Source organism: Jatrophihabitans sp., assembly GCF_035474675.1.
Classification (GTDB): Bacteria; Actinomycetota; Actinomycetes; order Mycobacteriales; family Jatrophihabitantaceae; genus Jatrophihabitans_A.
This window is the reverse complement of the sequence record NZ_DATINC010000097.1, coordinates 1-25,231: the sequence shown is the minus strand read 5'-3', so window position 1 is coordinate 25,231 and position 25,231 is coordinate 1. Positions and strand designations below refer to the sequence as shown.

At 71.7% G+C, this 25,231-nt stretch carries 27 protein-coding genes; 19 read left to right on the top strand and 8 right to left on the bottom strand.

The window, feature by feature from the left end; genetic code table 11:
* Positions 1–92 precede the first annotated feature (92 nt).
* The gene (locus VLJ82_RS11825) at positions 93–401 is read right to left on the bottom strand and encodes a hypothetical protein (RefSeq protein WP_408663554.1); all 309 of its coding nucleotides are present in this window, start codon (positions 399–401) and stop codon (positions 93–95) included.
* A gap of 99 nt (positions 402–500) precedes the next feature.
* Between VLJ82_RS11825 and VLJ82_RS11820 the strand changes: the two genes are divergently transcribed.
* The 6 genes from VLJ82_RS11820 (at position 501) to VLJ82_RS11795 (ending at position 5,412) form a co-directional block, all read left to right on the top strand.
* Positions 501–1,394 (top strand): MerR family transcriptional regulator, encoded by an 894-nt coding sequence (locus tag VLJ82_RS11820; RefSeq protein ID WP_408663553.1) that lies wholly within the window; start codon positions 501–503, stop codon positions 1,392–1,394.
* A gap of 247 nt (positions 1,395–1,641) precedes the next feature.
* Positions 1,642–2,457 carry a DUF4397 domain-containing protein gene (locus VLJ82_RS11815; protein ID WP_408663552.1) on the top strand — a complete coding sequence of 272 codons (816 nt, stop codon included), beginning with the start codon at positions 1,642–1,644 and terminating at the stop codon, positions 2,455–2,457.
* Positions 2,458–2,477: 20 nt separating this feature from the next.
* Entirely contained in the window at positions 2,478–3,158 is a 681-nt protein-coding gene (locus VLJ82_RS11810) for a class F sortase (protein WP_408663551.1), read from the top strand.
* Between the two features lie 29 nt (positions 3,159–3,187).
* A complete protein-coding gene (locus VLJ82_RS11805; RefSeq protein ID WP_408663555.1) occupies positions 3,188–3,751 on the top strand; it encodes a sigma-70 family RNA polymerase sigma factor in 564 nt (187 codons plus the stop codon).
* On the top strand, positions 3,735–4,460 hold the full coding sequence (locus VLJ82_RS11800) for an anti-sigma factor (RefSeq protein WP_408663550.1): 726 nt from the start codon (positions 3,735–3,737) through the stop codon (positions 4,458–4,460). The genes VLJ82_RS11805 and VLJ82_RS11800 overlap by 17 nt, the downstream gene beginning before the upstream one ends.
* Before the next feature lie 550 nt (positions 4,461–5,010).
* Entirely contained in the window at positions 5,011–5,412 is a 402-nt protein-coding gene (locus VLJ82_RS11795) for a hypothetical protein (RefSeq protein WP_408663549.1), read from the top strand.
* Positions 5,413–5,434: 22 nt separating this feature from the next.
* Here VLJ82_RS11795 and VLJ82_RS11790 read toward each other — a convergent pair whose 3' ends face one another.
* Positions 5,435–6,589 carry a pyridoxal phosphate-dependent aminotransferase gene (locus VLJ82_RS11790; RefSeq protein ID WP_408663548.1) on the bottom strand — a complete coding sequence of 385 codons (1,155 nt, stop codon included), beginning with the start codon at positions 6,587–6,589 and terminating at the stop codon, positions 5,435–5,437.
* A gap of 57 nt (positions 6,590–6,646) precedes the next feature.
* A complete protein-coding gene (locus VLJ82_RS11785) occupies positions 6,647–7,210 on the bottom strand; it encodes a dihydrofolate reductase family protein (protein ID WP_408663547.1) in 564 nt (187 codons plus the stop codon).
* A 178-nt stretch (positions 7,211–7,388) separates the two neighbouring features.
* On the opposite strand from VLJ82_RS11785, the gene VLJ82_RS11780 reads away from it, so the two are divergent.
* Positions 7,389–8,066, top strand: a complete 678-nt coding sequence (locus VLJ82_RS11780; RefSeq protein WP_408663546.1) for a maleylpyruvate isomerase N-terminal domain-containing protein — start codon at positions 7,389–7,391, stop codon at positions 8,064–8,066.
* Between the two features lie 21 nt (positions 8,067–8,087).
* Here the strand turns inward: VLJ82_RS11780 and VLJ82_RS11775 are convergent, their stop codons facing one another.
* The 3 genes from VLJ82_RS11775 to VLJ82_RS11765 all read right to left on the bottom strand — a co-directional run bounded on the left by VLJ82_RS11775 (position 8,088) and on the right by VLJ82_RS11765 (position 10,673).
* Positions 8,088–8,858 carry a thioesterase family protein gene (locus tag VLJ82_RS11775; protein WP_408663545.1) on the bottom strand — a complete coding sequence of 257 codons (771 nt, stop codon included), beginning with the start codon at positions 8,856–8,858 and terminating at the stop codon, positions 8,088–8,090.
* A gap of 99 nt (positions 8,859–8,957) precedes the next feature.
* Entirely contained in the window at positions 8,958–9,521 is a 564-nt protein-coding gene (locus VLJ82_RS11770) for a type 1 glutamine amidotransferase domain-containing protein (protein WP_408663544.1), read from the bottom strand.
* 186 nt (positions 9,522–9,707) lie between these two features.
* On the bottom strand, positions 9,708–10,673 hold the full coding sequence (locus VLJ82_RS11765) for an ornithine cyclodeaminase family protein (protein ID WP_408663543.1): 966 nt from the start codon (positions 10,671–10,673) through the stop codon (positions 9,708–9,710).
* Between the two features lie 73 nt (positions 10,674–10,746).
* Between VLJ82_RS11765 and VLJ82_RS11760 the strand changes: the two genes are divergently transcribed.
* Complete coding sequence (locus VLJ82_RS11760; RefSeq protein ID WP_408663542.1) at positions 10,747–11,784, top strand: proline racemase family protein; 1,038 nt, start codon at positions 10,747–10,749, stop codon at positions 11,782–11,784.
* A gap of 52 nt (positions 11,785–11,836) precedes the next feature.
* On the opposite strand, the gene VLJ82_RS11755 is transcribed toward VLJ82_RS11760, so the two are convergent.
* Positions 11,837–13,054, bottom strand: a complete 1,218-nt coding sequence (locus tag VLJ82_RS11755) for a hypothetical protein (RefSeq protein WP_408663541.1) — start codon at positions 13,052–13,054, stop codon at positions 11,837–11,839.
* A gap of 165 nt (positions 13,055–13,219) precedes the next feature.
* On the opposite strand from VLJ82_RS11755, the gene VLJ82_RS11750 reads away from it, so the two are divergent.
* The 11 genes from VLJ82_RS11750 (at position 13,220) to VLJ82_RS11700 (ending at position 24,549) form a co-directional block, all read left to right on the top strand.
* Entirely contained in the window at positions 13,220–13,813 is a 594-nt protein-coding gene (locus VLJ82_RS11750) for a DUF4255 domain-containing protein (protein ID WP_408663540.1), read from the top strand.
* The gene (locus VLJ82_RS11745) at positions 13,810–14,676 is read left to right on the top strand and encodes a hypothetical protein (protein WP_408663539.1); all 867 of its coding nucleotides are present in this window, start codon (positions 13,810–13,812) and stop codon (positions 14,674–14,676) included. Before VLJ82_RS11750 ends, VLJ82_RS11745 begins: the two co-directional genes overlap by 4 nt.
* A 22-nt stretch (positions 14,677–14,698) precedes the next feature.
* The gene (locus tag VLJ82_RS11740; RefSeq protein ID WP_408663538.1) at positions 14,699–16,561 is read left to right on the top strand and encodes a phage tail sheath family protein; all 1,863 of its coding nucleotides are present in this window, start codon (positions 14,699–14,701) and stop codon (positions 16,559–16,561) included.
* Positions 16,562–16,606: 45 nt separating this feature from the next.
* Positions 16,607–17,062 (top strand): phage tail protein, encoded by a 456-nt coding sequence (locus VLJ82_RS11735; RefSeq protein ID WP_408663537.1) that lies wholly within the window; start codon positions 16,607–16,609, stop codon positions 17,060–17,062.
* A gap of 29 nt (positions 17,063–17,091) precedes the next feature.
* Positions 17,092–19,092, top strand: a complete 2,001-nt coding sequence (locus VLJ82_RS11730) for a phage tail sheath family protein (RefSeq protein WP_408663536.1) — start codon at positions 17,092–17,094, stop codon at positions 19,090–19,092.
* The gene (locus VLJ82_RS11725; protein WP_408663535.1) at positions 19,089–19,595 is read left to right on the top strand and encodes a phage tail protein; all 507 of its coding nucleotides are present in this window, start codon (positions 19,089–19,091) and stop codon (positions 19,593–19,595) included. The genes VLJ82_RS11730 and VLJ82_RS11725 overlap by 4 nt, the downstream gene beginning before the upstream one ends.
* A gap of 1 nt (position 19,596) precedes the next feature.
* Positions 19,597–20,967 (top strand): hypothetical protein, encoded by a 1,371-nt coding sequence (locus VLJ82_RS11720; protein ID WP_408663534.1) that lies wholly within the window; start codon positions 19,597–19,599, stop codon positions 20,965–20,967.
* A 100-nt stretch (positions 20,968–21,067) separates the two neighbouring features.
* Complete coding sequence (locus tag VLJ82_RS11715; protein ID WP_408663533.1) at positions 21,068–21,244, top strand: hypothetical protein; 177 nt, start codon at positions 21,068–21,070, stop codon at positions 21,242–21,244.
* On the top strand, positions 21,237–22,325 hold the full coding sequence (locus tag VLJ82_RS11710) for a phage late control D family protein (RefSeq protein ID WP_408663532.1): 1,089 nt from the start codon (positions 21,237–21,239) through the stop codon (positions 22,323–22,325). Before VLJ82_RS11715 ends, VLJ82_RS11710 begins: the two co-directional genes overlap by 8 nt.
* Positions 22,325–22,990: a phage baseplate assembly protein V gene (locus VLJ82_RS11705; protein ID WP_408663531.1), complete on the top strand. Its 666-nt coding sequence runs from the start codon at positions 22,325–22,327 to the stop codon at positions 22,988–22,990. The genes VLJ82_RS11710 and VLJ82_RS11705 overlap by 1 nt, the downstream gene beginning before the upstream one ends.
* Positions 22,987–24,549 carry a hypothetical protein gene (locus VLJ82_RS11700; RefSeq protein WP_408663530.1) on the top strand — a complete coding sequence of 521 codons (1,563 nt, stop codon included), beginning with the start codon at positions 22,987–22,989 and terminating at the stop codon, positions 24,547–24,549. The genes VLJ82_RS11705 and VLJ82_RS11700 overlap by 4 nt, the downstream gene beginning before the upstream one ends.
* Before the next feature lie 34 nt (positions 24,550–24,583).
* On the opposite strand, the gene VLJ82_RS11695 is transcribed toward VLJ82_RS11700, so the two are convergent.
* The coding region (locus tag VLJ82_RS11695) for a tetratricopeptide repeat protein (protein WP_408663529.1) at positions 24,584–25,231 on the bottom strand (648 nt) is incomplete at its 5' end.

Here is a 25,231-nt window from a genome sequence, read left to right as displayed (position 1 = left end):
GTCGCGCTCGAGGCGAGTCCCGACGCGGCCGGACAGCTCTGGGTAGCAGCCGGAACTCCCGGCTACCGGGTGGTGGCTGGCGAGCTAGCGGGTCAGCACCACGGGTAGATGAACAAGCTGTTGTCCCCGGCCCGGTGGTCGGCCAGCACCACGGACAGCGGCAGCGGGTCGGGCAGTGCGGACACGTCCGTCCCGGCGCGCGGGGTCACGCCTACCGACACGGCGGTGGCGATGGGCAGGCCCGAACGGGCGACCTGGCTGAACAGCCCGGCGCTCTTCAGGGTCGCGATTCCGGCCCGCATGCACGAGGTGTCCGGAGCGGCGCTGGCCGAGCCGGCCGGCACGACGAGCAGGGCCGCGGCGGCGGCGGTCACGGCGGCTGCGCTGGCAAGACGGTTCATGATTCCTCCCGTAGTAGTTGGTTCCCTTTGAGTGACAACCTCATTGGACGTGGCAGCCGCAAGCTTGTCAAGGGTTTGTCTAACCTCTAGGCTGAACTTGTGCAACCCCTTCCCGCCGAGGCCGGCGTGTACCGAATTGGCGAGCTCGCCCGGCGGGTGGGTCTGAGCGAGCACGTCCTGCGTGCCTGGGAGCGGCGCTACCAGGTGGTGGAGCCGAGCCGGTCGGCGAGCGGTTACCGGCTCTACTCCCAGGCCGACGAGCGGCGGCTCCGGCAGATGTTCCGGCTGGTGGAACAGGGGATACCGCCGGCCGAGGCGGCGCGCACGGTACTGGCCAACCCGGCGGGAGATGTTCCGGTCGATCCGGCGACAGCATCCCGTGTTGTCAGCTCCAGTCGCCGGCGGTTGCGCAGCGCCCTGGTGTCGATGGCCGAGCCCCGATCGCAAGCGCTGCTGGACGAGCTGCTGGCGGCGGTACCGCTCGAGATCGCGATCACCCGCGTGCTGCTACCGGTGTTGCGCGAGCTGGGCGCGGGCTGGCAGGCCGGCGAGGTCAGCGTGGCGCAGGAGCACTTCGCCACGGCGATCATTCGCGGCCGGCTTGCCGAGCTGGCGCGGGGCTGGGGACAACAGTCCGGCCCGCGCGCCCTGCTGGCCTGCCCGCCCGAGGAACGGCACGATCTCGGCCTGCTGCTGTTCGGACTCCTGCTCGCGCGCCGTGGCTGGTCGATCAGTTTCCTGGGCGCGGACACCCCGATCGCGGCGATCGGGTCGGCGGTCGCCGCCCAGCACCCTGACGTGGTGGTGCTGTCGGCCACCGAAGCCGTGCGGCTGGATGCGGTCGCCGACGAATTGCGGGAGCTCGCCGCACAGGTCCGGGTGCTGCTCGCCGGTCCCGGCGCGACCGAGCGGACCGCGGCGCGCTCGGGTACCGAGCTGCTCGCCGGTGATCTGGTCGGTTCCGCCGACGCGCTCAGTGCGCAAACCCTCTGACTTGCCCAACTTCTAAAGAACAGACTTTCAACCCCCGGCAGGTATCGTCACTCGCATAATCGGCGTGTCCAGGAAGCACGAACCGGTAGCTGTACAAGCTGGCCTTCGACAACACCTTGCAAGCTTGAGCAAATTTTCTTGCGACGAGGTGCATCCGGATGAGCACGGCCGGTCGTAGCCATTGATGACAGCTCCACCACCCCGACTCGACAGGAGAATCGATGTGAACAAGTGGCTTCCCCTGGGTATGGCCGCCACCGCCGTCGCACTCGCGGCCGGGCTCGCCGCCGCGCCGTCGGCCGGCGCGGCCGACACGGCGCAGGTCAGCGTGATCCACGGCATCCCGAACACCCCGGTGAACGTGTTCGTCGACGGCAAGTCGGCGCTGGCCGGCTTCAAGCCCGGCGCCGTTGCCGGTCCGCTCGCCCTGCCGGCCGGCCCGCACACCGTGACGGTCTTCCCGGCCTCCGACACCAGTGGCACCGGCACTCCGGTGATCAAGGCCAGCGCCTCCCTGGAATCCGGCCGGAACTACTCGCTGGTCGCGCACCTGAGCGCGGACGGCAAGCCGACGCTCACCCCGTTCGCCAACGACACCAGCTCCGTCGCCGCCGGCCAGGCCCGGCTGGTGGTGCGGCACACCGCCGCCGCGCCGGCCGTCGACGTGCGCGCCAACGGCAAGGTGGCCTTCGCCGACCTGACCAACCCGAACGAGGCCAAGGCCGACCTGCCGGCCGGCACCATCTCGGCCGACGTGGTGCTCGCCGGCACCAGCAACGTGGCACTCGGCCCGGCGGACCTGAACCTGAAGGAGGGCACCTCGACCGTCGTCTACGCCGCCGGCTCGGCGACCGACAAGACCCTGACCCTGGTCACCCAGACCATCAGCGGCCTGCACTCGGCCCCGGGTGGCGTGCCGGCCGGAACCGGTGGCCTGGCCGACCGCGGTACCGGTACGCCGGACTGGGCCTGGGCGGCCGCCGCGGCGTTCCTGGCGGTCGCGCTGACCGGCGGGGCCGGCCTGTACCGCACGGTGCGGCGTCCCGGCCCGGTGCGCGGCTGACGAGCGGACGGGACTGACCGATGACACGCACGGCGGCGCTGGCGCTGTGGTCGACGGTGGTTGCCGTCGGCTGCGCCGGCGCCGCCGTGGTGCTGGTCGGCAGTTCCGGCTCCGCGCCGACCCTGCGGGCCATCGACCCGGGCGCGCCGACCCGGCTTGCGAGCTCCTCGACGCCGCCCGGCCCGTCAAACCCCGCTGCCCCGCCGCCGGCCGCCGCCGTCGCGTCGCCATCGCATCGGGATACCGCCGCCCGGACCGGTCCGCCGGTCGGGGTGCGGATCGGCTCCATCGACATTGCCGCGCCGATCCAGCCGGTCGGGGTCGACAACCGCGGGGACGTCGCGATTCCCGAACGGGTCGACACCGTCGGCTGGTACCGGTTCAGCGCGCCACCCGGATCCGTCGCCGGTTCCACCGTCCTGGTCGGGCACGTCGATTCGGCCCGGCAGGGCAAGGGCGCGTTCTACCGGCTGCGCGACGCCGGCCGCGACGACCGCGTCGTCCTCGACCTGGCCGACGGCCGCCGGCTCAGCTACCGGGTTGTCTCCCGCGTGCAGTTCCCCAAGGACAGCGTCCCGCTCGCCGAGCTGTTCGCCCTCGACGGCCGGCCGCGGTTGACGCTGATCACCTGCGGCGGCTCGTTCGACGCCACCGTCCGCTCCTACCGGGACAACGTCGTGATCACGGCGGTGCCGCTGTGAACGTGGAACCGGCCGACGTCGAGCAGCTGATGTCCGACGACGCCGAACGGGTGCTGGCCACCGCGTTCGCCGACGGCGCGGACTGGGCGCTGCGGGCCGCCTACGAGCGCTACGGCGGGCTGATCTACCGGATCGCCCGCCGATCCCTGTCGGTACCGGCCGAGGCCGAGGAGGTCACCCAGGCCACCTTCGTCTCGGCCTGGCAGGGCCGGACCACCTACGACGCGCGCCGGGGTAGCCTCGGCGGCTGGCTGGTCGGCATCGTCCGGCGGCAGGTGGTCGACCGGCTGCGGGTGCTGGAGCGGGAGCAGCGGACGGTGGAGGCCGTCACCAGGGTCGCCGAGCCGCCCTGGCAGGCCGATCCTGGCGAGCATGCCGACCTGGTCATCGACCGGCTGATCGTCGCCGATGCCCTCGCCCGGCTGCCGGACACCCAACGCCGGGTGCTGGAGTTGGCGTTCTACGACGACCTGACCCACCAGCAGATCGCCGGCATGACCGGCCTGCCGCTGGGAACGGTGAAGAGCCACGTTCGACGAGGGCTGGCCCAGCTACGACGCAACTGGGAGGTGAACGGTGTCCAGCCCGCATGACCGCGACGTGCACGCCCGCGCGCAGGACGACCTCGCCTCCCTCGCCCTCGGCGAGAACGTCAGCCCGGAGGTGTCCGCGCACGTCGCCGGCTGCGACCGGTGCCGGCAGGAGCTGGCGGCCTACCACCACGTCGTCGAGCTGGCCCGGTCCGGGGACCGCGTCGACGACGGCGCGGTGCCGCCCCCGGCGGTGTGGGAGCGCATCGAGGCCGCCGTCACCACCCCGGCGCCTGCTGCCGCCCCGGCCGGGGTGGTGTCGCTTCCTAGCCGGCGGTTGCGCCACGGGTGGCTGGCCGCGGCCGCCACGGTGCTGGTGCTCGGCGCCGGTGCCGGCGGCTGGGCGGTGGGCCACAGCGGCACCGGCGGCTCGACGGCCCAGACCGCCCGGGCGTCACTGCATGCCCAACCCGGCTCTACCGAGAACGTCGACGGGATCGCGACCGTGCGCCCCTCCGCCCACGGCTACCAGCTCGACGTGACCACCTCCGGCCTGCCCGCCCGCGACGGCTACTACGAGGTGTGGCTCTACGCCCCGAGCAGCAACACCATGGTTGCCGTCGGCACCCTGGGCACCGGCGGCCGGGGCACGTTCACCGTGCCGGCCGGCATCGACCTGTCCGCCTACCACGTCGTCGACGTCTCGGCGCAGAACTACGACGGCAACGCCGCCCACCAACGCAGCGTTCTGCAGGGCCCGCTGGACCGCTGATCGAACCGGTGGCACCGCTCAGGGCGAGCTCGCACGGCTCGGCCCAGCGTGCACGAGCGGACCGCGGCGCGCTCGGGCACCGAGTTGCGCGGTAACAATCCCATCGAGGGGGCGCCGATTCAAGGATGTCCTGGACAGGTTCCACATCACCCGGTCGATCCCAGGCTGGAGTGTGGGCCTGCGAGCGTGCCGCAAGCTTGAGTACATTTGCCGGCTTGCTCAGGCAACTCTCCAGCTACCGCCGTGCCGATGTGAGGGCGGGTGCTGTAGGTGTCCCCGCTGTACGGGCGTTCCAGTAGCTGTGGATGGCGGAACACGTGGGTCAGCCTCAAGCACAGAAAGGTCTCACGACACTGACATCAGTAGGCGATGTCGCTTTGCTTGATTGACCAATCTCCGCCTGCGGTTGACGTTTCACGTGAGGACAGGCGTAGCGGTGACCGCTGCCCGTCCGTCCGATTCCGACGGGCCGGCGGGCATTCTGCGCGGTCTTGTTCGCACGACCTGGCCGTGGTCGAATGACCCCTCATCCCACGAATCAGGAGGTCCGATGTCAACAGTGATCCGATCACATCGACGAGGCGCAGCCGTGGTGAGCGGGATGGCCGGTATTTGCCTGCTGGTCAGCGTCGTCACGGCAACGCCCGCCTTCGCGACGGGCGCAACGCTGACCCCCGACTCGCAGACCGTCTCTACGACTCAGTTCGCCACCTACGGTGCAGCCTGGAACGGGCACGCTCCCTTCACGGTAACGCTGGCATTCGGGGACGGGTCCAGCAACAAGGTCACCGGCACGACGGCCACGAGCAAGGGCTACAGCCACCAATTCAGCTTCTGCAATGCCCGCTCGAAGACGTTCACGGAAAAGCTCACTGTCGTTGACGCTGCCGGACTAACCGCGACCGCGACGGTCCATACCACCGTCACCTACTCAGGAACGCTCTGTCAGTAGCTCGTGGGCGGCGACCGCAGTTTCAGAAGGCGGCGTCGAACCGGCTCCGCAGGTCCCGTAACCGTTCGGCCGGCTCGTTGGCGAACACCAGCCGAAGGTAGCCACTGCCGGACGGGCCCCAGCCGTCCATCGGGGTGGCCGCCACCCGGCCACGCCGGAACAGCCGCTCGGAGGCGTCCGCGGGAGTCAGGCCCATCGACGCGGTGTCGACCAGCAGCGACCAGCCGCCGTCCGGCCGGATCACCGGATAGTCGGCCAGCTCAGCGAGGATGAGCTCGCAGCGTTCGCGCCACACGGCCGTCGCCGCGGCCACATCGGAGTCGGCGTCCGGTGCGGCCAGCGCGGCGGCCACCGCCTGCTGGGCGATGCCCACCTGGCAGACCACATTGGTCAGCCCCACCAGCGCGATGTCGGCGAGCACCGGCGCGGGTGCCACCACCCAGCCGACCCGCCACCCGATCATCCGCAGCTCCTTCGACGCCGAGCCCACGGTGATCACCCGGTCGGTGAGGGCAGGGTGCCCGGCGGGATGCACCGGTGGCCGGCCGTCGAAGCGGATCCGTTCCATCGCGGCGTCATAGAGGATCCACGCGCCGTGCTCGTTGACCGGCCCGGCCAGCGCGTCGAGGTGTCCGGCGTCGAACACCGCGCCGGTGGGCATCGCCGGGCCCATCAGCAACACCGCGGCGGTGCGCGGCCCGACCGCGGCGGCCAGCTCGGCCGGGTCGGTACGCCAGCCCTGCCCGGAGGGAACTGCCGGCACGTGCACCGGGACCGCGCCGGCCAGCCGCACCCGGTTTACCAGGCCCGCATAGATCGGGTCGGCCAGCACCACCTCGTCATTCGGCTCGGTAATAGCCAGCAAGGCATTGAGGATTCCGTTCAGCCCACCCGCGACGCTCACGCACTCGCGATCCGGGTCGTAGCTACGTCCGCTCAGCCGGCCGACATGCTCGGCCACGGCCGCCCGCAGCTCGGAGTGACCTTCGAACGGCAGGTAGCTGTTCGCCTCGTCCTCGTCGACCGCCCGGCGGGTGCGCTCCACCGCCACCCGCGGCGGGCGCAGGTCGGTGTCGAGGTTCTCCAGCCGGAGCATGGAGGAATCCGCCGCGGCATCGGCGCGGTTGCCGACGACGTTCACGCCGATGCCCGGGATGTGCCGCAGCCTGCTCACCATCGAATGCCGCCCTCCTCAGCCCTCGGTCGGGGAAGCGCCTCGTCCGGGAAGACGCGGTCACGCCCGCAGGGCGTAGCTGACGACGCTGTTGCCGGCCGTCGTGGTGCGCCCGCGCAGCAGCCGCAACGGTGTGGTGTCGGTGTCGGTGAACAGCCGGCGGTAGTTCCTTCCCGCGATTACCGGATGGACGATAAGCGTCAGCTCGTCCAGGACGCCAGCAAGGAAAAGCTCGCGTACCACCGAGATGCTGCCGTTCACGGCGATGGTGCCGCCCGGCGTGTCCTTCATCGCCCGGACCTGCTCGACCAGGTCTCCCTCGATCAGGTGGCTGTTGGACCAGGTCAGGTCCTGCTGGCCGAGCGTGCGGCTGGCCACGTACTTCGGCGTGCTGTTGATGAAGGTGGCGAAGCCGCCGTCGGGCGAGTCGTCGGACACCGATGGCCAGTAGCCGGCCCATTCGGAGTAGGTGACCCGGCCGAGAAGAACCGCGTCGACCTCGGCGATGGTCTCGGTGAGCAGCTGCCCCAGGTCGTCGTCGAACGCGTCGCCCTGCCATTCGTTCGGGCTCTGGACCGCCCCGTCGACGGAACTGAACAAGGCGGCGATCACGGTGCGTGCCATGGCGGTCCTCCATCCCGGGATCGGATTCCTGAGGTGGCCGAACCTACTCCGGCACGGGCCGGGTACGCAGCTTCGGGCAGCTGGCCCATGGGGCGCCTCGAACCGCTGCCCGATCGTGAGACAGCCGGTCTGGGCCGGATAATCCAGCCGTGGAGTCCTTTCCCAGAGAGCACGCCAGATGAGCGGTCTGACCATCGACCCGGCGACGGCCGGTGCTGCCTTCGCCGAGCAGGTGACCGCCTTCCTGGCCGCGGTCGAACCGCTGGACGACCGCCAGCTGCTCGCTGCCAGCCGCTGCCACGGCTGGGCGGTGCTGGATGTCGTGGTGCACGTCCGCGGCGGCCTGGAGGAGATGCTGCGCGGCTGCACCGCACCCACCGCCGACCCGCCCACCGCGGACGCCGCCAGCTACTGGACCGCGGCGGCCGACCCGGTCGACCCGGTCGACGGCATCCTCTGGACCCGGCGCACCGCCTCGGCCTACTCCCGTCCCCGCCGAGCGGTGCGGCACCTGCGCGACGCCGCCGACGCCGTGCTGGTCGCCACCCGGCAGTGGGCCGACGCCGAGCACCTCGCCGGCAGCCGGGTGCGGTTCCAGGGGCACGTCCTCACCGCCGCCGACTTCCTGGCCACCTGGGCGGTCGAGCTCGCCGTCCACCAGCTCGACCTCGGCCGCGACCTGGACGTGCCGGCCCCACCGGCCGCCGCGCTGCGGCTGGCCCGGGCCACCGTCGAGGCGCTGCTGGAGCGCACCCTGCCCGGTGCGCTGGGAGACCTGGAGGTGCTGCTGCTGGGCGCCGGCCGCCGGGCCGTGCCGCCCGAGCTCACCGGCCTGATCCGGCCGGTGCTCGGCTGAGCTCCCGGGCGAAACCCGAGCTCAGAACGGGCGCACCGTGAGGACCTGCGCCATGGTGCCGACCGGCCCGTTCCGGTCGTGCAGCACGCTGCTGGTGACGCCGATGCCGTCGGCGCTGAAGGACACCGTGGTGTCGAAGCCGAGCCATTCGCCGCGCGGTTCGGCGAACAGGTGGGCGGTCAGGTCGACGTTGGGAAAGGCGACCTCCTTCGGATGGACCCGGGCCGCCATGCCGTTGCTGATGTCGAGCAGGCCGGCGGCGCGGGCCATCGGGCTGACCTGCTCGCCGTCGAGCAACGGCTGGTCCGGACGGACCCAGTAGGCGGCCCGCCCGGGCTCGGCCAGCGCGCGGCGCACCTCGACGGAGGCGATGAAACCGCCCGGCCACATCGTGGTGGCGTCCCAGACCGGCAGCTCGTCCGGAGCCGGGATGGGCACCAGTGCGCTGCCCTGCAGCCCGGCGGTGTCGCGCGGTTGCAGCAGCCAGGCCCGCAGCGTCACCGCGACCCGGCCGGCGTGGGCCAGCGTCGCCTCGACCAGCTCGATGGTGCGGCCGGGGCGCAGCACCCGCACGGCGACCTCGACGGCCGCCACCGGAACGGTGCCGAGGATGTCGTAGGCCAACCGGGTCAGCACCAGGCCGTCGCCGCGCCGGTTGTCCCGGTCGAGCTCCACCGCGTGCGCGAGCAGCCCGAGCGCCGGGGCGATGTGCTGCTCGGCGGTGTTCCAGGCGCCGCCGACGTGCTCGGTGGCCAGGAACGTCGAGTCGCTGAGGCGGTGGAAGTAGGCCATGTCTCCTCGTCGGCGGGCGTCCCGGCTGGCTCGCCGGCGCAGGTCATTCTCGCCGACCGGCCGCCGGGTCAGCCGGCCCGGGGTGAACCGGCCGCCGGGTCAGCCGGCCTGGGCGAACGCCTCGACGAGTGCGGCGCAGAACGCCTCCAGGTCGTCCGGCTTGCGGCTGGTGACCAGGGTGTAGCCCTGCCTCGGGCAGCTGACCACCTGCTCGTCGCGCCAGTCGCCGCCGGCGTTGCGGATGTCGGTCTGCAGGCTCGGCCAGCTGGTCAGGGTCTTGCCCTGCACCACGCCGGCCTCCACCAGGCTCCACGGGCCGTGGCAGATCGAGGCGATCGGCTTTCCGGCGGTGGCCATGTCCTTCACGAAGGCGACCGCCTCCGGAACGAGCCGCAGCTTGTCCGGATTGGCCACCCCGCCCGGCAGCACCAGCGCCGCGAAGTCGGCAGCGCTGACCTCGGCCACCGCATGCGCGGGGTCGAAGGTGTCGCCGAGCTCGAGGTCGTTGTTGACCGCCTGCACCTTGTCCTGTTCCGGGGCGATCAGCACCGGCTCGCCGCCGGCGTCCCGGACCGCCTGCCACGGGGTGGTCAGCTCGACCTGCTCGACACCGGAGTTGGCGACCAGGAACGCGACGCGCCGGCCGGCAAGTTCGTTGCTCACGTCTGTTGTCTCCCTCTGCTCATTGCGAGCGCCGCGCGCTCGGCTGACGGATGCGGGGTGGCCCGAGCCGGACGCCGGCCAGGCGCCGTCGGAGAAGGGATCGGCGACAGCCGGCACACCCTCCGCACCCTTGCGCCCGGGTACCAACCCGGGCATCGGACGGCAGTTGCTTCGCCGGCTTCGACTCTAGCTCGGGGTTTCCGGGCCGCTCCGGCCGCCGTTCCCGGGCGCGGGCCGGGCGGCATGGGCACGGTGGGCGGCCTCGGCGACGGCCAGGTCCTGCCAGCCCATCCCGACGCCCTTGAACACGCTGATGCCCGGCTGCGCCGGGCGGGCCGGCAGCGCGGCCAGTTCCACGAGGTGGCCGGGGTCCAGCACGCCGGCCGCGATCGCCTGGATCACGTCGCCGGCCTCCCGCAGCGCGGTCGAGCGCTCCTCCACCACCACCCGGCGGGCCCGGGCGAACACCGTGTCGTCCAGCTCCCGGGCGTCCGGTTCGTGCGAGCCGACCGCGACCACGCAGGCCTGCTCGGCCAGCAGCCGGCCGTCGAACACCGGCTGCCGCGCCGTGGTCGCGCACACCACGATGTCGGCGCCGGCCACGTCGGCGGGCGTGCCGGCGACCGCGGCGTACCCCTGGGACCGCAGCCGCTCGACCAGGCCGGCCTGCCGGTCCGCATCGCGCCCGACGATCCGGACTTCGCCCAGCTCGCGCACCGTCGCGATCGCGTGGACGTGCCCCCAGGCCTGCGGGCCGGCGCCGAACACCACCAGCGAGGCGGCCTCCGGGCGGGCCAGCGAACGCACCGCGAGCGCGGACTGGGCCGGCGTGCGCAGCGTGGTGAGCGCCGTGCCGTCGATCAGCAGCCGCGGGGTCAGGCTCGCCGCGTCGAACAGCACGTACACCGCCTGGATGCGAGGCAGGCCCCGGGCCGGGTTGCCGGGCGCCACGCTGGTCACCTTCACGCCGACCCCGGCGGCGCTGGCGGCCGGCATCAGCAGCAGCTCACCGTGCTCCTCGGCGACCGCGAACCGGGGTGGCCCGCCGGCGGTGGGGGCACCGGCCGCCAGTGCCGCCTCCAGCGCACCGATCGCCGCCTGCCACGGCACCAGCGCCATCAGGGTGTCCGCGTCCAGGAACGGCAGCTGCACTTGTCCGGCTCCTCTCCGCGCGGTGGGTGCTATACAGGCAGCCAGTCGCCGCCTGCCAGATTGCGAGTACTCGATGCACCCTCCCACAGCCCCGGGGCCGGCCGGGGAGGTGAGCGTGACCGACTACCACACCGCCGGCGAGCCGTTCCGGATCGTCACCGCCGGCCAGCCCGAGATCGAGGGCCGCACCGTGCTGGAACGCCGGGAGTTCGCGCGGACCTCGGCCGAGGTCGACGCGGTGCGCGCGCTGCTGGTGCAGGAACCGCGCGGGCACGCCGACATGTATGGCGGCTTCGTGGTGCCGCCCGACGACGACGGCGCCGACTTCGGGGTGCTGTTCTGGCACAAGGACGGCTACTCCACGGCCTGCGGCCACGGCACCATCGCCCTCGGTGCCTGGGCGGTCAGCAGCGGCCGGGTGCCCGCCGCCGACGACGGCGACACCGAGGTGGTGATCGACGTGCCGTCCGGACGGGTCACCGCGCGGGTGCACCGGGCTGGCGGCCGGGTGCGGCGGGTGGCGTTCCGCAACGTCGCCTCGTACGTGGTGGCGAGGAACGTGCCGGTACCGACCTCCTGGGGCCAGGTGCTGGCCGACGTCAGCTACGGGGGAGCGCTGTACGCCTCGGTCGAGGCCGCCGCGGTGGGCCTGGCGGTCAGGCCAGAGCACTACCCGGAGCTGATCGCGTTCGGCCGCGAGGTGAAGTGGGCCCTCAACGACACCGAATGGGCCCGGCATCCCAGCGACCCGCGGCTGGACGGCATCTACGGCACCATCCTCTTCGACGACCTCGGCCGGCATGCCGGCGGGCCGCACCAGCGCAACGTCACCGTCTTCGCCGACGGCGAGGTCGACCGGTCACCGTGCGGGTCGGGCACCTCGGCACGGCTGGCGCTGCTCGCCGACGACGGCCGGCTGGGCCCCGGCGGGGTGCTGCGGCACGACTCGATCGTCGGCACCACGTTCCTCGGCCGGGTGGTGGCGCGGCAGACCGCCGAGAGCCGGCCCGCGGTGATCACCGAGATCGAGGGAATGGCCTACCGGACCGGGACGGCGACGTTCAGCCTCGACCCGGACGATCCGCTCGGCACCGGATTCCTGCTGCGCTGACAGCGGAATCCGCGCCGCCGGGGACCGGGATCGCCGGCGGCCTGCCGGCTTCCTAGCGGCCGACCCAGTCCCGGTCACGATCCCGACCGCGGTCACGGTCCCGGTCGCGATCGCGGCCGTAGTCACGATCCCGGTCGCGGTCATAGTCGCGATCCCGGTCCCGATCGCGATCCCGATCCCGGTCGCGATCCCGATCGCGATCCCGGTCGTGGTCGTGGTCGCGATCCCGGTCGCGGTCTCGGTCCCGGTCGTGGTCGCGATCCCGGTCGTGGTGGTGCTCGTGATCCCGGTGGTCGTGGTCCCGGTCGTCGCAGTCGTCGTCCTCGTCGTCGGTATGCCCGCAGCCGCAGTCCCGTTCCTCCGGACGTCCGGGCCGGTCGTCGCACGGCTCGCAGCCGCACACCCGCTCGTACTCGATCAGGATCTCCTCGACCGTGTTGTCGGCGAGGTCCTTGCAGCGGGCCTGCTGCTCGCGGCGGTGGCAGTCCTTGATCGCCTTCTCCCCGGTCAGCACCGACACCGCGTCGGCCGCCTTGGTCCAGCAGGTGAGCGCCCGGCACAGGCAGTTGACGAAGTCCTTGGTCTCGCGGAAGCCGTTCCACACCTGCCGAAGGTGCCGGGCGGCCACCAGCGCGCTGGCGTAGACCCGCTTGAGGTCGGTGGTGGCGGCATCGCCCTGCAGGTCGGTGTTGATCTTGTCGATCTCGACCTTCACGGCGGCCACCCGGGCGGCCAGCGCGGCGGGCTCGCCGACGAGGGAGGTGAAGCAGGCCTTGTCCCGGTCCAGGTGGGCCTGGTAGTCGGCGATCCGGCGGACCAGCTCGCGGTAGTCCGGCGGGCAGCTCTTGTCGAACTCGCAGTCCTCGTCGGCGCAGCAGCCGGTGCTGGTGCCGCACCGGTCCAGCTGCTCGCAGATGGTCTCGTACGCCTCGTCCAGGCAGGTCACCACCCGTTCCTGCTTGATCAGGCAGCGCACCCGCTCGATCAGGTGCTTGATCTGGTGGCGCATGTCCTGCACCTCCAGCGCGACGGTGTTGCGCTGGGCGCGGTAGGCCTTGCGGGTGACGTCGTACTGGGTGCGGGCGGTCTGCAGCTCGGGTTGGCTGGCCGCGTTGTACTCGGCCTGCTTGGCGATGCCCTCCGCGCGGCACTTGAGCCCGTCGATCAGGCTCGGGTCGCAGTCCTCGCAACCGTGCTCGGGGCTGGGGTCGCCGCTGGTGTCGGGCTGCTCCGCGGGCGGGTCGAGCTCGTCAGGCGAGTTGGTCGTCATGGATGCTCCCTTCGGCATTCGCCCGGCCAGTGTTGGCAATCGGCTGTCACCGGACCGTTGCTGCTGCGCGAGGAGACCGTCACCGGCTGGCGGACGCCCGAGCCGGGAGAGAGGAGAACGGGTCGGCGACGGTCGCGTGACGACCGCCCGCCGATCATCGGGTCCGTGGCTGGATACCGGGCCCTCGCGGCAGTGGGGCGCAGCGTCGTCGACCTGCTGAACAGGCGGATCGCCGAAGCGCTGCCGGTCGGCCCGCGCCCGACCGCGGTGCTGGCCGGCACCGTCGACTTCGACAAGGTGAACAGCAGCCCGACGGCGGTGATCCAGTACCCGGCGATCTCGGTCTACTGCTACAAGGTCAGCGTGGACCGGGAGACCCGGCCCGGCTGGTCGGCGGTCGGCAGCGTGGACGGCATCGCCCGGATTCCGTTGCGGATGCAGCTGTTGCTGGCCGCCTGGGACACCGTGGTGGAGAGCGAGCTGGAGTGGCTGGGGCTGGCCGCGCAGATCCTGGAGAGCGAGAGCATCCTGGCCGGCCCGCTGCTGCACCCCAGCGGGGACTGGGCAGCCACCGACGTGGTGCAGATCGTCGCCGACGACATCGCCCTGGAGTCGATGAGCGAGGCGTTCCAGGCGCTGACCACCGACTACCGGCTCTCCCTTCCCTACATCGCAAGGGTCATCGTGATCGAGGGCCGTCGCGACCTGACCGCCGAACCGGTCACCACGGTCGCCGCCCGGATCGAGGACCCGGTATGACCGGCGGCCTCGGCACCATCGACACCACGGTCGGGACGGCCGACGTGCTGCACCGGCTGCTGCTCGCCGTCGAGTGCGTCGACGCCGTGCTGCGCCGCCGGTCCGGCGCCGGCGTCCGGATCGGCCGGGAGCTGCCCGCGCTGCTGCTGCCGCCCGGTTCCGACCCGGACTGGCCGTGCCTGGAGCTGCCGGCCGCCGGGCCGGGGCGGGGCGTGCTGTGCTTCGACCACCGCAGCCCGGTGCACACCGACCTGGTGTTGCGGATCGTGGACCCGGCCCGCCGGTTCGTCGCCCGCCGGCTGCAGCTGCCGCCGTGGCAGCTGGCCGAGATCCTGGCCGCCGAGCAGAATCTCCCGGTGGTACCGGCGGGTTCCCGGTTGCTGCGGCCCTGGCTGGCGCCCGGCTCCGGGTACCGCACCCCGCGCGGGGTCACCAGCATCCGCGGCCGGGTGGCCCGTGCCGGCCGGCCGGTGCGCTGGGCCAGGCTGGTCGCGATCGGGCCGGGCAACCAGCCGGTCGGCTGGGCCCATGCCGACGATCGGGGCGAGTTCGTGCTGGTGGTGGACAGCACCGGCACGCTGCCGCCGCCGGCGCCGGGCTCGCTGCCGATCGACCTGCAGGTGGTGGCCCCGGACCCGGCGCCGCCGCCACCGGATCCGGACACCGACCGGTACGCCGACCTGGTGGTGGAGACGCTGACCCGCTCGGCCAACCCGCCCACCCCGCAGGACCTGGACAGCGATGTGCTGCGCGGCCGCGCGGTGCCACCGGGTTACCTCCCCAACACCGCCGCCGTGCCGCAGCTCAACGTCCCGGTCGGTGCCGAACTGACCCTGCCCGCCGACATCCCGTTCGCCGCGTGATCGAAGACCAAGGAGGTCTCGAATGCCTGAGTACCTGACGCCAGGCGTCTACCTGGAGGAGACCAGCTTCCGGTCGCGCTCCATCGAAGGTGTCCCCACCAGCACGTTCGGCATGGCCGGGCTGACCTGCTACGGCCCGGTCGCCTACCAGCTCGCCACCCCGTCGGTGACGATGATCCCCAAGCCGATGCTGGTCACCAGCTACACCGAGTTCGAGCGGGCCTTCGGCAGCCTGGACGACGTCGGCACCGGTACCGACACCCGCAACTACCTGGCCTACGCGGCACGGGCATTCTTCGACAACGGCGGCCGCCGGTTGTACGTGTCCCGGGTGTTCCCGTTCACCACCGGGGCCAACGGCATCGACGTCGACGCCGACTTCGCCAAGCTGCCGCTGGCCGGCGGCGTGGCCACCTGGCGGGCCCGCTGGCCGGGCGCGGCCGGCCACCGGATCAGCGTGCTGGTGAACTTCCAGCGCAGCAAGAACATCCTGGTCACCAGCAACGGCGTCTCGACCCTGAAGGGGGTCTCGCCGGGCGCGGCGGTGGAGATCGTGCCGGACCGCACCGCGATTCCCAAGGACAACGTGCTGCCGGCCAACATCCGGATCGTGGACGCCGGCCCGAACCGGGTGCTTGGCTACCGCAACAACGGCGGCATCGACCCGGTCACCGACGACGGCCAGTTGGCCGTCTGCCACATCACCCTGTCGGTGACGGTGCAGATGGGCGACGTCCGGTTCGACGCCTACACCGGGCTGGAACTGGACGACAAGAGCAGCCGGTCGATCTACCGGGTGATGCATTCCGAGCAACCCACCGACGAGCTCAGCCTGATCTGGCTCGACCCGACCCAGCCGGTGGCCAACCCGCAGCCGCCACCGCCGACGCCGCTGGCGGTGTTGCAGGCGCTGCTCGCGCTGAACACGCCGACCTTCCTCACCGGCGGCTCGGACGGCCTGCCGCTGGACCCGGACGCGCTCAAGGGCGAGCCGTCGGATCCCGACGACGCCCGCAAGGCCGCCACCGGGCTCGCCGCGCTCGGCGAGATCGACGATGTGGCGATCGTGGCCACCCCGGACTCGGTGCGTTTCGGCACGGTCGCCGAGCAGAAGACCGCGGTGGACAACCTGATCGAGCACTGCGAGCGGCTGCGGTACCGGATCGGCATCGTCGACCCGCCGCCGAACGAGTCGATCTCGGGGGTGCGCGACTTCCGCTCGCAGTTCGACACCAAGTACGCAGCGCTGTACTACCCGTGGGTCGAGATCCTCGACCCCACCGCGAAGAACGACCCGGGTGCGGCACCGGTCACCCTGCAGCTGCCGCCGTCCGGCTTCGCGGCCGGCATCTACGCCCGCAGCGACACCAACCGCGGGGTGCACAAGGCACCGGCCAACGAGGTGGTGCTCGGCATCACCCGGTTCCTGCAGAACGTGACCTACGACCGGCAGTCGGTGCTCAACCCGGAGGGCATCAACGCGCTGCGGTTCTTCCCGGGCCGCAGCAACCGGGTCTGGGGCGCGCGCACCATGAGCTCGGATCCGGAGTGGAAGTACGTCAACGTCCGCCGGCTGTTCATCTACCTCGAGCACTCCATCGACAAGAGCACCCAGTGGGCGGTCTTCGAGCCGAACAACGAGGCGCTGTGGGCCAACATCCGCCAGACCATCACCGATTTCCTGCTGGTCACCTGGCGTACCGGGGCACTGATGGGGACCAAGCCGGAGGAGGCGTTCTTCGTCCGCTGCGACCGGACCACCATGACCCAGAACGACCTGGACAACGGCCGGCTGATCTGCCTGATAGGAGTGGCACCGACCTATCCGGCCGAGTTCGTGGTGTTCCGGATCGGCCAGTTCACCGCCAGCGCGCGGCAGAGCTGACGCCATGCCCGGCCCTTCGACCCACCCCGGTGAAGTGAGGTAGAGATGACCATCCGCGACAACCCCTACGGCGCGTTCAACTTCATGGTCCGGCTCGGCAACAACGGCGGCGAGGACCAGATCGTCGGCGGCTTCTCCGACGTCAGCGGCCTCGGCAGCGAGATCAAGTTCTCCGAGTACCGCAACGGCAACGACATGGAGAACCACGTCCGCAAGGTGCCCAACATCAACAGCACCGACGACGTCACCCTCAAGCGCGGCGTGATCGGCGACCTGAGGCTGTTCAGCTGGCTGAAGTCCACCCGCGAGGGCGACATCGAGCCGCAGACGGTCACCATCACGCTGCTGGACGAGCGCCGGTCGGCGGTCTGCCGGTGGGTGCTCACCAACGCCCAGCCGAAGAAGTGGATGGGCCCGACCCTGGCCGCCAAGGGCGGTGGCGAGGTGGCGATGGAGGAATTGCACCTGGTCGCCGAGCGGATCGACTACGAGTCGGTCTGACGGGCAGCTTCCGAGGACGGGACGGCACGGTGACGGCACCAGGTCTGCGGCTCGGCGCGCCCGGGGTCTACCAGGTGCCGCCGCGGAGCACCGACGACGGGCTGCGCCCGATCCGGCTCGATGCCACCGGCTTCGTCGGGGTGTGCCTGCGCGGGCCGGTGAACACTCCTCAGCCGGTGACCAGCTGGACGGAGTTCGTCAACTATTTCGGAGGGATCGCCGACCCGGCCGGCCAGCCGTGCCCCGGGCTGCTGCCGTACGCGGTGCAGGCGTTCTTCGCCCAGGGCGGCGTCACCGCCTGGGTGGTGCGGGTGGCACCGGTGGCAGCCGACCCGGCTGCCACCGCGCGGTTCGGGCTGCCGCTGCCGGACGGTTCGACCGCCGTGCTGGTGGCAGCCGACGAGGGTGCCTGGGGGCAGCGGTTGGCGATCCGGCTGGACTACCGGGCCAGCACCACCTTCTCCCGGCCGGTGCGGCCGGCGTCGGACGAGCTGCGCGCCGGTGAGCTGGAGCTGGGGACCGGCCTCGACCTGCCGGTGGGGTCACTGCTGCGGGTGCGCGGCTCGGCGAAAGCACCGGCGGGCTCGCTGCACTGGGTGCGAGAACTGGACGTGCGGCCCGTCCGGGCCGGTGGCCTGCTGCGGGTGGCGGTGCTCGACCCACCGTTGCCGGCCGACCCGGCGGCCCGCGAGATCGCGGTGATCACCGGCACGCTCAGCATCGTCGACTCCGACCCCGCCATGCCCCGCTCCGAGCAGCTGGCGGGCCTCGGCCTGCACCCGGACCATCCGCGCTACCCGCCCCGAATCCTGCCGCCCCGGTCGCGGCCACCGGACCGGTCGCTGCCCACCGAGTCGCTGCTGGTGGCCACCGGCAGCGGGTGGGACCAGCCGATCCCGCCGGCCGACGGGCTGCTCGCCGGCTGGTCGCTCGGCCTGGTGCCCGGCACCGGCCGGGACCGGTTCGCCGACATCGACGAGCGCAGCTTCTTCGACGACGAGGCCGCCGGCGCCGACCCGCTGGACGAGCGCGACCACCGCGGCGTCGACCTGATCGGCCGCTGCGACCAGATCGGCCTGCTCTGCGTGCCGGATCTGGGCTGGCGCTGGCAGCAGCCCGTGCCTCCCGCGGACCCGCCGGACCAGCCGCGTCCCACCGGCTGCTTCCAGCCCTGCCAGCCGGCCGAGCCCGCGATCAGCTACCTGCAACCGGCCGTCTCGACCTCGATGTGGCAGTTGGATCCACGGGATCCCGACGATTTCGCCGAGCTGGTCGGCCGCCAGCGGCGGCTGGTGGACGTGGCGGTGCTGCGCTCCCGGTTCGTCGCCCTGCTCGACGTGCCGCAGCGGCTGTCCCCGGACCAGATCGCCCGGTGGCGGTCGGGGTTCGACTCCAGCTACCTGGCCTGCTACCACCCGTGGCTGGGGGTGCCCGGACAGCGGCCGGAGCTGCCCGCGGTGTTCGTCCCGCCGTCGTCGTTCGCGGCCGGCATCATCGCCGCCCGGGAGGTCCGGCGCGGGCTGCCGTGGGGGCCGGCCAACGAGCTGGCCGGCACCGCGGTGACCGCCGCCGACGCGGTGACCGCCGCCGTGCACGACCGGCTGCACCTGCTCGGCGTCAACGTCTTCCGCGCCGAGCGCGACGGCTTCCGGCTGAGCGCGGCCCGCACGCTGGCCACCGACCCGGCCTACCGGCAACTCACCGTGCGGCGGCTGATGACGATGATTGCCCTGAGCCTGCAACGGCAGGCGCAATTCCTGGTGTTCGAGCCGAACACCCCGGGGCTGCGGGCCAAGCTGTTCCACACGCTGAGCCAGTTCCTGGGCGCGCTGTACCGGCAGGGCGCGTTCGCCGGCGCCACCGAGGCCGAGAGCTACTTCGTGCGCTGCGACGACGCGCTGAACACCCCGCAGTCCCAAGCCCTCGGCCGGCTGATCGCCGAGGTGGGTGTCGCCCCGGCAGCGCCGCTGGAATACCTCGTCCTGCGGATCAGCCAGGACGCCGACGGTGGCCTGCAGGTGCGGCAATGACCGCGCCACAGCAGGTCGAGCTGATCCAGGCCTTCCGGTTCAAGGTCACCCTGACCCGCAGCCCGGGACCGGCGGCGTCGGCCGGGCCGCCCGAGCTCGGCGACGGCCTGTTCGCCGAATGCAGCGGGCTGGAGCTGGAGGCCGACATCCGGGAACTGCTGGAGGGTGGCCGCAACAACGGCGTGATCCGCCGGGTCGGCCGGGTGAAGCTGGTGCCGATCGTGCTCAAGCGGGGCATGTTCCTGGCCAGCGCCGGCGGCTACGCCGACACCGCGCTGTGGGACTGGCTGACCGGCATGGTCAACGGCGCGCTGCCGATCCCGCGCTACGACGGCATGGTGGAGGTGATGGCGCCGGGCGGCAGCCGGCAGGTCGCCCGGTGGACCTTCCTGCGGGCGCTGCCGAGCAAGGTGACCGGGCCGTCGCTGAACGCCCGGACCGGCGAGATCGCGATCGAGGAACTGCGCCTGGTGCACGAGGGCTTGAAGCTGGAGGGGCCGTGAGATGACCGCACCGGAGGAGAAACCGGCCAAGGCCAAGCTGTACAAGCTCACCGAGACGCCGACCGGCTCGGCCGACAAGCCGCCCAAGGTCTCGGTGTCGGGCCCGGCCATCCCGGTCCAGTTCAACCCGACCAGCCTGAAGCTGGACCGGACCAACGACACCAGCGGCGGCACCACCACCCGGGCCCAGCGCCGCAACCGCCCCAACGAGGGACACGTCACGCTCACCCTGGAGCTGGAGTTCGACACCGCCGAGGGCGGCCCGGACGGCCAGCCGCTGGATGTCCGCACCAAGACCGCGGACGTCCGCCAGTTCGCCGAGCCGCCCAAGGACAAGCCGAAGGGGGCGCCACCGCGAATCCGGTTCGAATGGGGGACGTTCCGCTTCGACGGCATCGTCACCCGGCTGGGCGAGGAGATCGACTACTTCTCCTCCGACGGCCTGCCGCTGCGGGCCAAGCTCAGCCTGACCATCACCGGCCAGGACGCGATGTTCGAGTCCAACGCGTCCGGGCCGGGCAGCCGGGACGACCAGGCCAGCACCCCGCCGGGCGGCGGCTCGGGCGGTGCCGGCCCGAACTCCGGACCGACCAGGAACCCCACCCAGGCGGTGCCCGCCCAGGACGGCGAGAGCATGCAGCAGCTGCTGAGCCGGCTGAACGCCGACCCAGCCGGGTGGCGTTCGGCGATGGCGGGGCTGAACAGCCCGCTGGGCCTTTCTGCCGGGTTCCAGGTGCAGTTGGCGGCCAGCGCCTCGGTCAGCGCCGGGATCGGGGTGTCGGCCGGCTTCGCCGCCGGCCTGTCCGCCGATGCCGGGTTCTCGGCGGGGGCGGGTATCTCGGCCGGTGCCGGATTTTCGGCCGGCGCTGGCCTGTCAGCCGGGGCGGGAATCTCAGCCGGTGGCGGGATCTCGGCCGGGGCAGGACTGGCGGCGGGCTTGTCGGCCGGCGCGGGTTTGTCCACTGGGGCGGGGGCATCCGCCGGAGCCGTCGCGGGCGGCGCCATCGGGTTCGCGGCCGAGGCCGATGCCGGCTTCGCGCTGTCGGCCGGCGGCGGGGTGGCGGCAGTGGTGGGACGCACCCTCAGCAGGCAGGCCGACCTGGCCGTCAGCAGCGCGCGCGGCTCCTTCGACGTGCCGGGCGGCGCCGGGTCGGCCGGCTTCTCGGCCACCGCCTCGGCCGGCGCGAATGCCTCGGCCGGCGCGGGTGTCTCGGCCACCGCCTCGGTCACCGCGAGCGCTCCGGCCGGCGTCGCCGCGTCCTTCCCGGTCAGCGCCGTCGACCGGCGGGCGGTGAGCTACGGCTACGGGGTGCCGCTGCGTCCCCGGCTGCTCCCGGCCGCCGGGGTGCCGACCGGGCGACGGCGGCCCTGAGCGGGCCGAGCAACGCGGTCGTGACGCTGCATCGGCCACCATGCGGTAGTCGCCCTGATCGTGCGGGACGCCGCCCGCGCCGGCAGCGAGGGGAACCACCGTGGCAGTGCACGTCGACGAGCTGCACACCGACGTCCGATCGAGCGCCAGCGCCGAGGGCGCCCAGGACGGTGCCGGCAAGCAGTCCGGCGAGACGGTGGACCAGCGTTGGCGGGAGTCCCGCGGCCGCACCGAGTGGCTGGCCCGGCGGGTGGCGGCGGAGGGTTTCGATGACTGATCCGCTGTTCGCGCCAGTCGGTCCGGTCTTCTCGGTCAACTCCGCTCCGGTGCCGTCGATGGCGCGCGACTGCGTCCGGCTCGAGATCGACGAGGGGATCGAGGGGCTGCGCACGCTGCGGCTGCACCTGTTCGCCACCGGCGCCGGTGCCGCCGGCCCACCAGACCGGATGATCTACCTCGACGGCGGCGTGGTCGACTTCGGCAAGCAGCTGAAGGTGTCCCTCGGCCCGGACTCCGGCCAGCGCGGCGTGTTCGACGGCACTATCTCGGCCATCGAGGCGGTCTTCGACGATGGCCAGCCGCCGCTGGTGGTGCTGTTCGCCGAGGACGCGCTGATGAAACTGCGAATGACCCGACGGCTGTGCAGCTACACCCAGGTCAGCGACGCCGACATCGCCCGCCAGATCGCCGCCAAGCACGGCCTGCAGGCAGACGTCGACGTGGAGGGACCGGTGCACGACGTCGTCCAGCAGCTGAACCAGAGTGACCTGGCGTTCCTGCGCGAGCGGGCCAGGCTGGTGCAGGCCGAGCTGTGGTGCGACGGGCGCACCCTGTGCATGCGGTCCCGGCCGCGGCGCAAGGGAACCAAGCTGACCCTGGTGCAGGGCAACCAGTTGCTGTCGGTCCGGCTGTGCGCCGACCTCGCCCACCAGCGCAGCAAGGTGCACGTGACCGGCTACGACGCCTCGGCCAAGGACGTGATCGACCGGCACGTCGGGTCCGAGGTCATCGCCGGCGAGATCTCCGGCGGCGGCCACAGCGGTCCGGAGGTGGTCGACCTGGCACTCGGCGGCAGCACCACGCTGCGGGTCCGGGAGAGCCCGCTGGACACCGCGCAGGCCGACGCCTGGGCCAAGGCCGAGATGCTGCGGCGCAGCCGCCGGTTCGTCTCGGTCGTCGGCACCACCCGCGGCACGCCGGACCTGGTGGTCGGCAGCCAGCTCACCCTGCAGGGGGTCGGCGGCCCGTTCGAAGGAGAGGGCTACTACGTGACCCGGGTCTGCCACACCGTCGACCTGGTGCGTGGCCTGCGGACCCGGTTCGAAGCCGAGCGATCCTCCGTGAACAAGGCGCGCTGATGGCGCTCCCGCAGCCCAACGACGGCGCCGGCCCCACCTTCTTCGGGGTGTACCCGGCCTGGGTGACCGACCTGGTGGACCCCAAGAAGCTCGGCCGGATCGAGGTCAGCTTTCCGTTCCTGGGCAAGGACGGCAACGACGCGGTGAGGGCCTGGGCCACCCTGTGCACCCCGTACGCGGACAAAGACCAGGGCCTGTGCATCCTGCCGGAGGTCGGCAGCCAGGTGCTGGTCGCCTTCGAGGCCGGCAACTTCTACCGGCCCTACATCATCGGCAGCGCCTGGAACGGCAAGGCAGCCCTGCCGCACGCGGCCGAATCGTCCAACGACATCAGGCTGTTGCGCTCCCGGGCGGACAGCCGGCTGGAGTTCGACGACACCAAAGGGGCACCGAAGGTGACGATCAGCACCGCCTCCGGCCACCAGGTGGTGCTCGACGACGGCGGGCAGGAGATCACCGTCCGGCACGCCACCGGGTGCACGGTCAAGCTGACCGCCACCAACGTCGAGATCCAGGCCAACGTGTCGATGAAGGTGACCGCGCCGATGGTGCAGGTGACCGCGCCGATGTCGACGTTCAGCGGCGTGGTGCAGTGCGACACCGTCATCGCCTCGGCCTTCGTCATCTCGCCCGCCTATACCCCCGGCGTCGGGAACATCTGGTGACCGCGTTCGCGCTGCGGGCGCCCTGGTACGTCCGGGAACGGGGCGGCTTCGGGTTGCGCGACCCGCGGGCGCTGCGGCCGAACATCCAGATGTACGACGGCACCGATTTCGTCCAGCGGCTGATCGCCGACCCGCGCGACTCGCTGGCCTACGGCGAGGACGACCTGTGGTCCTACCCGGTGCCGGTGACGCCGTCGCTGTCCGCGCACGGCCGGGCCCGGCTGGCCACCTCGCAACTGCTCACCACCCGGCTGCGCAAGCTGTACCAGCCCAGCCACAACCGGTTCTACGCCGTGGTGGTCGAGGTGTTCTGCGACCAGCCGGGCCTGCCCCGGGCCGGCTCGCACGACGACATCGCGGTGCGCTTCGTGATGCGCCGGCAGCGGACCTCGGTGTCCGGCGCGCGCGGCCCGAGCCGCCGGCTGGCCCGCAACCTGCTGGTGGACCTGGCCGCCCAGCAGCACCTGGCGTTCAGCGGTGCCGAACTGCCCGAGGACGTCCGGGACCTGTGGTGGGCCAAGACCTGGCAGGAACGGTTCGAGCAGCAGAACCAGGAGCTGCTGGACCAGGTCGAGGTCTCCTCCGACGAGGAGTACTGGTACGCACCGGACGGCCAGCCGGCCGAGTGGCGGCCGGTGCCGGGCAGCGACCCGCCGGCGGACGAGCAGTCGTTCCCGATGTGGCGGCTGCCCCGGCGTCCGGAGGACTGCGACGCGGCGGCGACCCGATCGACCTGGTTCGGGATCGTGCCGACCTACTCGGCCGAGCACTCGGTGCGCGGGACGAATGTGCAGGCCAAGCTGGACGACCGGGCGATCTACCACCTGCGGTGCGTGGTCGAGCAGCAGCCGGCGAAGGGGCACGAGCACTGCCCGCCGAAGATCGTGATCGGCGCGGCCTCGGCACCGTTCCGGCTGGCCTCGCCGATGGATCCGCAGGGCACCAGCAAGCGGACCACCACCATCGCGCTGCCCGACCTGCGCCGGCTGGCCGCGCAGGCCGGCCGGCCACAGGGGCCCGGCGGGGTCCGGATCGTCACGCCACCGCAGTCGCAGCTGGTGTTCAATCCCTTCAAGGGAAATCCCGGCCCGGGCTCGGGGGCCATCGGCGCCGGCGGCGGCATCTGCACCTTCGCGCTGGAGCTGTTCTTCCTGGTGGCGTTCTTCCTGTTCCTGATGTTCCTGCCGATCCTGATCCTGGCCTTCCAGCTGTGGTGGATGCTGGCGTTGCGGTTCTGCTTCCCGCCGAGCATCGCCTTCGGCGTGATGGCCGACTTCTTCGCCCAAGGCAAGCTGCTGGCCCAGCTGGAGCTCGACGCCAACCTCGATTTCGAGTTCAACCTGCAGTTCGGCACCGACACCCGGTTGCTGCAGCCGGGCGACCAGACCCCCGGCTGGGTCGAGCAGCTGGACGCCGCGGTGGACGACGGCGGCAACCCGATTTTCAAGAATGACCCGAACTTCGTGAACGCTCTGGTCGTCAGCACCGACCCGGCCACTGCGGTGCTGCCCGCACCGCCGCCGCTGGAGAGCAAGCCGGCCGATCCGCTCTGCTCGTAGATCTTATATTGGAGGCCCTACAGTGCTAACGGTTCTACCAGTCCTGGAATTGAGATAGCTTGGACGGTAATTCATCGCCAGCGAGGACGGCGGCGAGTACTTCGAGAAGCTGCAGCCGTGGATCAGCATCTTCACGGAGCCGTTGAAGGTTAGGTTCGAAACTCCAGTCACCCGTTGAAATGCGATCAGCGATAACTTGGTGCAACTCCTTTTGGGCTTCCCTCCTACGCGCTGAGGAATGGGCGAATAGATAAAACCAACATTCCGCCCGGACCGGCAACAACTGGTCATCAACTGTTTGGCTAAGCGCTTGCGCAACCATACGTTCCCCGTCGCTGTCACGACGATGCGCGAACAGGAACTGAGCATAGTTGCCACGGATGTTGGCGTGGGTGGGGTCAGCGGTGATGGCGCGTTCGTATACGGCTTCGGCGTAGTCCGGGTCTTGTGGGTGTGCTTGGCTGAGGAAGAGTGCGTAGCTGCCGAGGGTGTTGACGTTGTTTGGGTCGGCGGTGATGGCGTGTTCGTATATGGCCTCAGTGCGGTCGGGGTCTTTCCGCAGGTTGTGTAGGAACCAGGCGTAGTTGCCGAGGAGGTCGGCGTTGTTTGGGTCGGCGGTGAGGGCGCGTTCGTACATGGCCGCGGTGCGGTCCGGGTCCTTTCGCACGTTTTCTAGGAACCA

Coding starts and splice junctions, on each gene's coding strand:
- VLJ82_RS11825 (WP_408663554.1), bottom strand. CDS start 401: ATGAACCGTCTTGCCAGCGCAGCCGCCGTGACCGCCGCCGCCGCGGCC.
- VLJ82_RS11815 (WP_408663552.1), top strand. CDS start 1,642: ATGGCCGCCACCGCCGTCGCACTCGCGGCCGGGCTCGCCGCCGCGCCG.
- VLJ82_RS11810 (WP_408663551.1), top strand. CDS start 2,478: ATGACACGCACGGCGGCGCTGGCGCTGTGGTCGACGGTGGTTGCCGTC.
- VLJ82_RS11805 (WP_408663555.1), top strand. CDS start 3,188: ATGTCCGACGACGCCGAACGGGTGCTGGCCACCGCGTTCGCCGACGGC.
- VLJ82_RS11795 (WP_408663549.1), top strand. CDS start 5,011: ATGTCAACAGTGATCCGATCACATCGACGAGGCGCAGCCGTGGTGAGC.
- VLJ82_RS11790 (WP_408663548.1), bottom strand. CDS start 6,589: ATGGTGAGCAGGCTGCGGCACATCCCGGGCATCGGCGTGAACGTCGTC.
- VLJ82_RS11785 (WP_408663547.1), bottom strand. CDS start 7,210: ATGGCACGCACCGTGATCGCCGCCTTGTTCAGTTCCGTCGACGGGGCG.
- VLJ82_RS11780 (WP_408663546.1), top strand. CDS start 7,389: ATGAGCGGTCTGACCATCGACCCGGCGACGGCCGGTGCTGCCTTCGCC.
- VLJ82_RS11775 (WP_408663545.1), bottom strand. CDS start 8,858: ATGGCCTACTTCCACCGCCTCAGCGACTCGACGTTCCTGGCCACCGAG.
- VLJ82_RS11760 (WP_408663542.1), top strand. CDS start 10,747: ATGCACCCTCCCACAGCCCCGGGGCCGGCCGGGGAGGTGAGCGTGACC.
- VLJ82_RS11755 (WP_408663541.1), bottom strand. CDS start 13,054: ATGACGACCAACTCGCCTGACGAGCTCGACCCGCCCGCGGAGCAGCCC.
- VLJ82_RS11745 (WP_408663539.1), top strand. CDS start 13,810: ATGACCGGCGGCCTCGGCACCATCGACACCACGGTCGGGACGGCCGAC.
- VLJ82_RS11740 (WP_408663538.1), top strand. CDS start 14,699: ATGCCTGAGTACCTGACGCCAGGCGTCTACCTGGAGGAGACCAGCTTC.
- VLJ82_RS11735 (WP_408663537.1), top strand. CDS start 16,607: ATGACCATCCGCGACAACCCCTACGGCGCGTTCAACTTCATGGTCCGG.
- VLJ82_RS11725 (WP_408663535.1), top strand. CDS start 19,089: ATGACCGCGCCACAGCAGGTCGAGCTGATCCAGGCCTTCCGGTTCAAG.
- VLJ82_RS11720 (WP_408663534.1), top strand. CDS start 19,597: ATGACCGCACCGGAGGAGAAACCGGCCAAGGCCAAGCTGTACAAGCTC.
- VLJ82_RS11710 (WP_408663532.1), top strand. CDS start 21,237: ATGACTGATCCGCTGTTCGCGCCAGTCGGTCCGGTCTTCTCGGTCAAC.
- VLJ82_RS11705 (WP_408663531.1), top strand. CDS start 22,325: ATGGCGCTCCCGCAGCCCAACGACGGCGCCGGCCCCACCTTCTTCGGG.